Raw genomic sequence first — 8,950 nt, 5'->3', positions numbered from 1 at the left:
GGATTCCTGAGACGACAAGCGCGACCGCGTCGCGCTTGAACTCGTCGGTGTAAGCGATCTTCGCCATGGATGCCATCCTTTCAGCACGACCCTTTCGAGGGAGTCATGCGGTCTTGGAGTCAACCAAACCTTCAACGGACCCCCGCCCATCCCGATCACGTTGCGGTCGAGGTCGCCTACCACTGCGCCCAGGACCTCCGAGACGTGTTCCACCAGCCCACCCCCGCACGAGGACGCCAACTCGCCGAGCAGCTCATCGCCACGTTGCCGTCATGCCCGATCCCCGAGATTGCGCGACTGGGCAAGACCCTGCGTCGATGGCGGACAGCGTTCCTGGCCTACTTCGATACCGGCGGCGCGAGCAACGGCGGCACCCAGGCCATCAACGGGATCATCGAGCTGGGCCGCCGCATCGCCCGCGGGTTCCGCAACGTCGAGCACTACCGCCTCCGCATGCTCCTCATCACCGGAGGCCTCGACGCCTCACCCCACACTCAACTCTGAAGAGCCAGATTCTCTGGGCCGCCATAATTACGGCCTTGCATATAACCGTTGCCGATATCATTCCATTGATAGTTCGGGGATTTGGTCAGACTGTCATCGGCCCACGCAGGCTGCCCGTTCTCGGCATTGTCATGCGAGAGCGGACTCTGCCCTCGCGAGGTCAAAGACTCGGCCGCGATGGCCAGCTCATCCGCACGGATCTGAGCCCACTTCATGATGTCCGAGTTGACGTTGAGCGCCGACAGCGTATCGCCCGTACCCGCACCATCGATAATCATGTTCTCAGCGACCGTCGCCTTCTGAATTTCTTCGGGACTCAGCGCCGCTCGCAGCTGTTCTTCGCTTAAGTTATCAGCCGACTGACCAGTTTTTTAACATATTCATTGCGAAGCTTAGACAGAGCTTTTGCGTCGGCAATCTGCTGCTCACTCAAAGGCGTGCGCTTCGTCCCGTACACGTCCTTGTTGATCTGATCCAGATAGTCCAAGGCCTTAGCGATGTTGTCAGGCGATGTCGCACCATCTGCAGAGACGTCTGCAGCCATCGCGGTGGGAGCGCCCACACCCACTGCACCAGCCAGGACCAGGGCCGCGAAGGCAGCCAGGATCCGCCGTGGTCTCCTCATGTCATGCCCTCTCGGGATTCCTCGGTCCGCCGGGGTAGGCGATAGACCGCTCAATTAACCGTATTCTGTGGATTTTCCTTGAGTCAAGAAGCATGAGTGCCATCACCATCTTCAATCATCAGCATTCATTCACCCTCTTCCTAGCGCGACCACCCAGCCCTCACAGCCACCTCATACCCAGCTCCTGAAAGATCAAGGCCAGCGGCGCGCTTCAGCCTTCTCGTCGCCACACCGGCCAGCCGACCACGCAGGAGACACCATGAAGAACCCGTTCAGTTGTCACGGCACCTCCAGTACCGACCCTCGCCGTCGTACACGCCGCGTCAGCGGCACCCTCGCGTTCTTCACCGCCATCGCCCTGACCGCCGCCTGCGGCACCGCCGCCACCACGGACTCCTCCGCCACGTCCGCCTCCGCCGTCGCCGCAGCGGACGAGTCCTCCGGCACCGTGTGGACCACCATCTCCTCCGCGGTACGTCAGGCCTCGATCGGTGCCAGTGTGAGCGATGTCCTGGCCGCCAACGCCGACACCTCCGAGGTGGTGGCTGCCGCCACCTCCGCCGAGCAGTCCGGCTCCTGGGACACCGACTCCGCCACCACCATCACCCTGGACGGAGACTCCGCCTCCGTCTCCGGTGACGCGGCAGACTCTGTGAGCGTGGATGGCACCACCGTCACCATCACCGGCTCCGGAACCTTTGTCCTGGCCGGCAGCCTCGATGACGGTCAGGTCGTCGTCAACGCCGCTGACGCCGAGGTCCACCTCGTCCTGGACGGCGTCACGATCACCAACGCCGACGGGCCGGCCATCGACATCCAGGACGCGGGCAGCGCCGTCGTCGTCCTGGCCGAGGGCACCGAGAACGCCCTGACCGACGGCGAGACCTACTCAGACACGATCGAGGACGCCCCCACGGCCACCCTCTTCTCCTCTGACACGCTCACCATCACGGGCACCGGCTCCCTGACCGTGACTGGCAACAGCAATGACGGCATCTCCTCCAAGAACGGCCTGGCAATCACCGGCTCGCCCACCATCACCGTCACGGCCGCTGACGACGGCGTCCGAGGCAAGGACTGGCTCCTGGTCTCTGGCGGCTCCTTGACCGTCACAGCCGGGGGCGACGGCCTGAAGTCCACGGAGGACGACGACGAGACCAAGGGGTTCGTCGCCCTGGGCGAGGCCGAGATCGCCATCACCTCCGGTGACGACAGCGTCTTAGCCACCACCGACGTCACCGTGGACGGCACCACCTTGTCCATCATCGCCGGCGGTGGGCAGTCCAACGCCTCCACCGTCCAGTCCCAGCCTGGATGGCAGGCCGACCCCGATGACACCGAGGACGAATCCTCCACCGACGACTCAGTCAAGCCCAAGGGCGTCAACGCTGGCGTGGCCTACTCCCAGGACTCTGGGACAGTCGCCGTCGACGCGGCAGACGAAGGCCTCCAGGGCGCCTTCGTCACCGTCTCGGGAGGCACGCTCACCATCGCCTCCGGCGACGACGGCATCAACGCCACCAACGGGGACTACACGATCGAGGGCTACGAGAACGCTGACTCCGAGTCCGACGACGGCGCGTACCTCACGATCACCGGCGGCAGCGTCCAGATCGACTACGCCAACTCCGACGGCATCGACTCCAACGGATCGGCCTCGGTCACCGGCGGGCAGGTCGTCGTGGCAGGCTCGGCCGGTTCCATGGACGGCGCCGTCGACGTCAACGGCGAGTCCGACGTCGTCGGCGTCACCGGCTCGCCGAGCGTCGCCGTCGGGGACACCATCACCGTCACGAGCTCGGACGGGACGAGCTGGACGCTGACCTCGACGATCTCCTCGGACTACGTCACGGTCCTGGGACTGACCGAGGGCACCGAGTACACGGTAGCGACGACGTCGGGCGGCTCAGCCACCGGTACCGCCTCCGCCCTGTCTGCGGGCATGAGCGGCATGGGAGGCCAGGAGCAGCCGGGACAAGGCGGTCAGGGCGGCCCGCGCTGACCTCCACCGACCACTCATTACTCGACGGACCGCCTGTGCCTCGTCTGACCACCTGATTCGCGTGAATCCAGTGGTCGGACGGGGCGTGGGTGGTCGATCGCCCCCGAGGTGGTCGACGGCGCCCGCGGTGGTCGGTCGAGCCCGCGCCTCAGGCCCGGCGCAGCCAGACCGTCGTCGCCGCAGGCAGGACGCCACCGCGTCCCGCCGCGCCTTCCTGCGTCAGCGGCCCGCTCGCCAGCAGCACCTCGCCCGCAGGCAGCTCAGCGTCCTGGTCAAAGGCCGTCCAGCACTCGACCTCGCCACGCGCGAAGGCCAGGACGTGCTCGTCGCGCCGCAGCCAGCTCAGCGGCTCGCGATTGGCCGCACTCCACAGCTGGTGGCGCAGCTCCAGTCCTCGCCGGTACAGCGCCAGGGTCGAGCCAGAGTCCCCCTCCTCGGCGTCGACGGCGTGGCTCCCCCACCCCGCCGGCTGCGGCAGGTGCGCCTCAGCCCCGCCGTCGGGCCCGAAACCGTAGCTCGTGCCCTCCGCACTCCAGGGCAGCGGCACGCGACAGCCATCGCGCCCCTTCTCCACCTCGCGGTTGCGCAGGGCGATGGGGTCCTGCAGCCGATCCTCGGGAATGTCAGGCACCTCGGGCACACCGAGCTCATCCCCCTGGTAGACGTACATGCACCCGGGCAGGGCCATCGTCAGCATCGCGCCCGCGCGAGCACGCCGCTCCCCCAACGCCGCGTCCTGGGCCGGGGACTCGCCGTCGGCCAGCAACCACAGGCGAGACAAGCGCATCTGACGCCCTGCCGGTGTACCGTCCGCACCTGCGCCCGCGTCATGAGCCTGGTCGCGGTCAGCGCGCACCTGCTCAACCACCTTCTCCTCCGGATCGAAGCCGTAGCGCGTGGCCACCCGGAAGGTGTCATGGCAGCCCAGCACCCAGGTGGTCGAGCCGCAGGCAGCCTCGTCAGCCAGACCGGCGTCGATCGCCCAGGCGTAGGAGGGCGCCGTGAAGTCAGCGTCCTGGAGCTGGAAGTTGAAGGCCTGCCCGATGGAGGCGGCGTAGCGCGCACGGCGGGCCGGGTGGACACCGGCCTCGGCGACGGCGAAGCGCGGCGGGTCGTAGGAGTCCAGCACGGTACGCCACTGGGCGTAGACCTCGTGGACCTCGTCGCGGTCAAACAGGGCGTGGGAGCCGTCGTCCGGCAGCGGCCAGTAGGGCATCTGGGCGAAGGGACGCTCCAGCTGCCCCATGTCCTTGGTCATGCCATGGGCCACGTCCACGCGGAAGCCATCGACCCCGCGGTCGCACCAGAAGCGCAGCGTGCGCTCAAAGTCCTTACGTACTGCCGGGTTGGCCCAGTTCAGGTCAGGCTGCTCGGGGGCGAAGATGTGCAGGTACCACTGGTAGGGGCGCCCTGTCCCCGGTCCGGTCAGGGGCGTACCGTCCTCAGCCTGGTCCTCCACCCGCTCCCAGATGGAGCCACCGAACAGGGAACGCCAGTCATTGGGCGGCTCCACGCCGTCCTCGCCTCGGCCCTCGTAGAAGTGGTAGAGCCCGCGCTCGGGGGCGTCTGGCCCACCCGCCAGCGCAGCGCGGAACCAGGCATGACGGTTGGAGGTGTGGTTAGGCACGAGGTCGACGATCACCCGGATCCCGGCCTCATGGAGAGCGGCGACCATGGCGTCGAAGTCCTCCAGCGTCCCGATCTCCGGGGCGACGTCGCGGTAGTCGTCAACGTCGTAGCCGCCGTCGGCCAGGGCGGAGGGATAGAAGGGCGAGAGCCACACGGCGTCCACGCCGAGGCGAGCCAAGTAGGGCACGCGGCTGGTGATACCGGCAAGGTCGCCGATGCCGTTGCCGTCAGCGTCCGCGAAGGAACGCGGGTAGATCTGGTAGACGACGGCGTCCTTCCACCACTGACGAGTCGGGGCCTGAGAGGCCTGGATGGGGTCGGAGCCGGTCGATGCGGTCGCGTGGGTCGTGCTAGTCACGGGCGGCATCCTGCCAGGTTTTGGTGTAGCGTAAAACCTGGTGGTGGCTGTGCCCGTCCCGGCGCTCAGCACTCCACGACGTTGACAGCCAGTCCCCCGCGCGAGGTCTCCTTGTACTTGGCGAGCATGTCCTCACCGGTCTGACGCATGGTCTCGATGACGGTGTCCAGGCTGACCTGGTGACGACCCTCGCCCCACAGTGCCATCCGCGCCGCGTTGATCGCCTTGACCGCGGCCACCGCATTGCGCTCGATGCAGGGGATCTGCACCAGACCGCCCACCGGGTCACAGGTCAGGCCGAGGTTGTGCTCCATGGCGATCTCGGCGGCGTTCTCCACCTGCGCCGGCGTACCACCTAACGCCTCGGCGAGCCCCGCCGCCGCCATCGACGACGCCGAGCCGACCTCGCCCTGACAGCCCACCTCCGCCCCGGCGATCGAGGCGTTGGTCTTGATCAGCGCACCCACGGCGGTAGCAGCCAGGAGGAAACGGCGAGCACCGTCGTCGTCAGCCCCGGGGATGAACTGCTCGTAGTAACGCAGCACCGCCGGCACGATCCCGGCCGCGCCGTTGGTCGGGGCGGTCACCACGCGCCGTCCGGCAGCGTTCTCCTCGTTGACCGCGAGCGCGAACAGGTCCACCCAGTCCATGCCGCGCAGAGGGTCGGCCATCGTGAAGGCGGCCGCCGGCCCGCTGGCCTGGGCCAGCAGCCGCTCGTGCAGGCCCTTGGCCCGACGACGCACCCCCAGCCCGCCCGGCAACGTCCCGTCCGCAGCCATGCCGGCCTCGATGCAGGCGGTCATGGTCTGGCGCAGGCGGTCGAGGTATCCCACGACCTCGCTCTCCTCGCGCACCGAGACCTCGTTAGCCATGACGACCTCGGACACGCGTAGGCCCTCCCGGGCGCAGATCTGGAGCAGCTCGGCCGAGGAGGAGAAGGGGTAAGGCGCCGGGGTGGCGTGAGCCTGGGCAACCACTGCTGTGGCCAGGGCACGGATCGAGGGAGAACCGGGCTTGCCGACGTCCTCCATGACGAAGCCGCCGCCCACGGAGTAGTAGGTGCGCCGCAGGATCTCGCCACCGGCGGCGCAGTAGGCGGTCAGAGTCAGGCCGTTGACGTGGTAGGGCAGGACCCGGCCGGGCAGGAAGTGGATGTCGCTGGAGGGGGTGAAGGGGATCGTGCCCACGCCACCGACCTCCAGGCGCCCCGCCTCCTCGACCTCCTCCATGAGGTTCTCACACACCTGGCTGGGCACGGTCTCCGGCTCATAGCCCGCCAGCCCCATGACGACGGCGCGATCGGTGGCGTGGCCATGGCCCGTGGCACCCAAGGAGCCGTACAGCTCCACGGTGAGGCGACTGACCGGCTCGGTGCACTGGCCCTCACCGTGGGAGGAGGCCGGTGAGGAATCGCCCCCGGCGACGTCGCCGGGGGTGAGCAGGTCCCTCACGGCAGCGTCCGCGGCAACGACTCCGGCCAGCTCCGCAGCGAAGGCACGTCCGGCACGCATGGGACCCACCGTGTGCGAGGAGGAGGGACCGATGCCGATGCGCATGAGGTCGAAGACGCTCAGCGGGCGCGAGGCCTCCTCGGCAGTAATCTCTCCCGCCAGTAGGGCCGCCGGCGTGGCAACGTCCAGGGCGGTGGGGTGCAGGGTCGTATCGACGGCGTCGGCGGTCATGGGCCCATCATGCCCGCCTCGGCCTGCGCGCGGCACTCCCCGCGCGGGCGGCTCAGTCCGTCGAACGCACGAGCCACCAGGCCGCGAAGGGAGGCACCGCGACCATGCCGTCGCCGCCACCCTCCAGGCTCGCCGCACCGGCCGGGACCGTGTCCGTCAGGACGTCGACGGCGCCGAGGACCCCGTACTCCGCCAGGCGCCAGGCTGGGATCGCCCGCCAGTCGCTGGTGACGTTGTACACGCCGACGAAGCTGCCGCGCGGGTGCTCACGCACCGTGACCAGCACGCCGTCGTCATCCACCGGGGCGACGACGGTGCGCACCTGAGCCCCCAGCTGCGGCAGGCTGGCACGTACCTTGCCCAGGTGTGCCAGGTCACCGAAGACCCGGCCGGGGATCGTCGTGGGATCGTGGCGCTGAGCCACGGCCTCCTCACTGAGCACCGGGCGGCCGGCCCAGCGCGAGTCCGCCTCATGGCCCGGCTCGGTGTCCCAGTTCGGATCGTTGAGCTGGCCGAGCTCGTCACCGCTCCACAGCACCGGGATGCCTCCCCAGCCGTAGATGATGGCGTTGGCCAGCCGCAGGGCGTCCAGACGCTGGGCGAGCCAGCCACGCAGCTCCTCCTCGCGCCAGGCCGGTGTCTCCTCCTCGATCCCAGCCACCGCCTCAGCGGCCGCCTCGATGCCGATCAACGAGGCAGCGGTTCCCGAGATGCGCCGGTCCTGGGTGACGGGGTTGTACTGGAAGACCAGGCCTCGCGCGTCAGACATGGGGTAGACGCCGCGGTACCAGTCAGCCAGGAACTGACGGTGCCAGTAGCCGTTGAGGCCGACTGCCTCGGCGTCGGCGTCGTCGATCGCCCAGCCGATGTCGTCATGGCAGCGGATATAGGTGATCCAGGTGGCGCTGGATGGCTCCACCGGCAGCGCGGACAGGGCGCGAGCGGCCAGGCGGACGTTCTTGGAGGCGAGCATCGACCACACCTGCACCATGAGGGAGTTGTGGTAGGCCAGGTCAGAGACCTTGCCGGTGTACTTGCCCTGCCCCAGGTACTGCAGGAGCTCCGTTGGCGCCACGATCGCCTCGGCCTTGAGATCCACGGCAGGGCAGGCGATGCGGGTCAGTGCCTTGAGCACCTCGGTGATGGCGTGGACCTCGGGCTGGCCCTGACAGTCGGTGCCCTTGCGCTTGATGGTGAAGGCGATGGCGTCCAGGCGCAGGACCTCCACGCCTCTGTTGGCCAGGTCCAGGACGATCTGGGCGTACTCCTCCATGATGTTGGGGTTGCGCCAGTTGACGTCCCACTGGAAGGAGTTGAAGGTGGTCCACACCCAGCCCTCGGCCTCCTCGTCCCAGGTGAAGTTCCCGGGGGCGAAGTCCGGGAAGATCTCGGGAAGAGTCTGTTCGTAGACGTCTGGCTCGGTGCGGTCGGGGAAGATGTAGAAGTAGTCGCGGTAGCGCTCCTCGCCGGCGCGGGCTCGCTGGGCCCACTCGTGCTCGCGGGCCACGTGGTTGAGCACAAGATCGACCACGAGGCTGATTCCCTCGCGGCGCAGCGCTCCCGTCAGGTGCTCCAGGTCCTCCATGTCCCCCAGGTCCGCACGCACGCTGCGGTAGTCAGCGACGGCGTAGCCGCCGTCGGAGTCACCCGGGCGCGGGGTGAGCAGTGGCATGAGGTGGAGGTAGCTCACACCCAGCTCCCGCAGGTAGGGGATGCGCTCCTCGACTCCGCGCAGGTCACCGGCGAAGCGCTCGGTGTAGGCGGCGTAGCCGATCCGCGAAGGGTCCTGCGCCCACAGCGGGTCAAGCGTACGGTCCAGGTCCAGGCGGCGCAGCCCGCCCGAGCGCTCGGCGTAGGCCTGAGCGGCCTTGGCAGCCAGGTGGGCGGCCGTACCCTCGGCCTTCTCTCCGTACAGGGTGGTCAGCCCGTCGATGAGGTCGGGATACCAGTGCGCCAGGCGCGAGCAGAAGACCTCGCGCCTGGTGGTACCCATCCCCTCCAGGGCCGGGCCGACGGCGTCCCACACCGCAGGTGGCAGGCCGTAGACGGGTGGGGTGGTCTCGGCGGCAGAGGATGTGGTGGCACTCATGCCTCTATAGTCGCCGATTTTGCTCGCGGATGGGGCCAGGAGGACAAAGACGCTCACGCAG

6 protein-coding genes are annotated in these 8,950 nt (G+C 68.3%); 2 read left to right on the top strand and 4 right to left on the bottom strand.

The features are described from left to right. The first annotated feature begins 69 nt into the window (after window positions 1–69). A complete protein-coding gene (locus CYJ26_RS10085) occupies window positions 70–504 on the top strand; it encodes a transposase (RefSeq protein WP_338064337.1) in 435 nt (144 codons plus the stop codon). Here CYJ26_RS10085 and CYJ26_RS10620 read toward each other — a convergent pair. Next, window positions 495–782: a hypothetical protein gene (locus CYJ26_RS10620; protein ID WP_024036842.1), complete on the bottom strand. Its 288-nt coding sequence runs from the start codon at window positions 780–782 to the stop codon at window positions 495–497. The genes CYJ26_RS10085 and CYJ26_RS10620 overlap by 10 nt on opposite strands. Window positions 783–1,388: 606 nt before the next feature. On the opposite strand from CYJ26_RS10620, the gene CYJ26_RS10080 reads away from it, so the two are divergent. After that, window positions 1,389–3,131, top strand: a complete 1,743-nt coding sequence (locus CYJ26_RS10080) for a carbohydrate-binding domain-containing protein (protein WP_101638374.1) — start codon at window positions 1,389–1,391, stop codon at window positions 3,129–3,131. 148 nt (window positions 3,132–3,279) lie between these two features. Here the strand turns inward: CYJ26_RS10080 and CYJ26_RS10075 are convergent, their stop codons facing one another. Genes CYJ26_RS10075 through CYJ26_RS10065 form a run of 3 tightly spaced genes read right to left on the bottom strand, consistent with a single transcriptional unit; the run spans window position 3,280 to window position 8,889 of the window. Next, entirely contained in the window at window positions 3,280–5,127 is a 1,848-nt protein-coding gene (locus CYJ26_RS10075) for a glycoside hydrolase family 13 protein (protein WP_006547892.1), read from the bottom strand. A 56-nt stretch (window positions 5,128–5,183) separates the two neighbouring features. Then, window positions 5,184–6,800: an L-serine ammonia-lyase gene (locus CYJ26_RS10070; RefSeq protein ID WP_006547891.1), complete on the bottom strand. Its 1,617-nt coding sequence runs from the start codon at window positions 6,798–6,800 to the stop codon at window positions 5,184–5,186. Between the two features lie 52 nt (window positions 6,801–6,852). Then, on the bottom strand, window positions 6,853–8,889 hold the full coding sequence (locus CYJ26_RS10065) for an alpha-amylase family protein (RefSeq protein ID WP_101638373.1): 2,037 nt from the start codon (window positions 8,887–8,889) through the stop codon (window positions 6,853–6,855). Between the last annotated feature and the right edge of the window lie 61 nt (window positions 8,890–8,950).

This window comes from Actinomyces urogenitalis (assembly GCF_002861525.1).
GTDB lineage: Bacteria > Actinomycetota > Actinomycetes > Actinomycetales > Actinomycetaceae > Actinomyces > Actinomyces urogenitalis.
Note: the sequence above shows the minus strand (reverse complement) of the source record. Positions and strands in the feature narration are given on the sequence as shown.

Excerpts from the sequence above, each read along its gene's own strand:
- CYJ26_RS10070 (WP_006547891.1), bottom strand. The coding sequence starts at position 6,800 with ATGACCGCCGACGCCGTCGATACGACCCTGCACCCCACCGCCCTGGAC.
- CYJ26_RS10620 (WP_024036842.1), bottom strand. The coding sequence starts at position 782 with ATGATTATCGATGGTGCGGGTACGGGCGATACGCTGTCGGCGCTCAAC.
- CYJ26_RS10065 (WP_101638373.1), bottom strand. The coding sequence starts at position 8,889 with ATGAGTGCCACCACATCCTCTGCCGCCGAGACCACCCCACCCGTCTAC.
- CYJ26_RS10085 (WP_338064337.1), top strand. The coding sequence starts at position 70 with ATGCCATCCTTTCAGCACGACCCTTTCGAGGGAGTCATGCGGTCTTGG.
- CYJ26_RS10075 (WP_006547892.1), bottom strand. The coding sequence starts at position 5,127 with ATGCCGCCCGTGACTAGCACGACCCACGCGACCGCATCGACCGGCTCC.
- CYJ26_RS10080 (WP_101638374.1), top strand. The coding sequence starts at position 1,389 with ATGAAGAACCCGTTCAGTTGTCACGGCACCTCCAGTACCGACCCTCGC.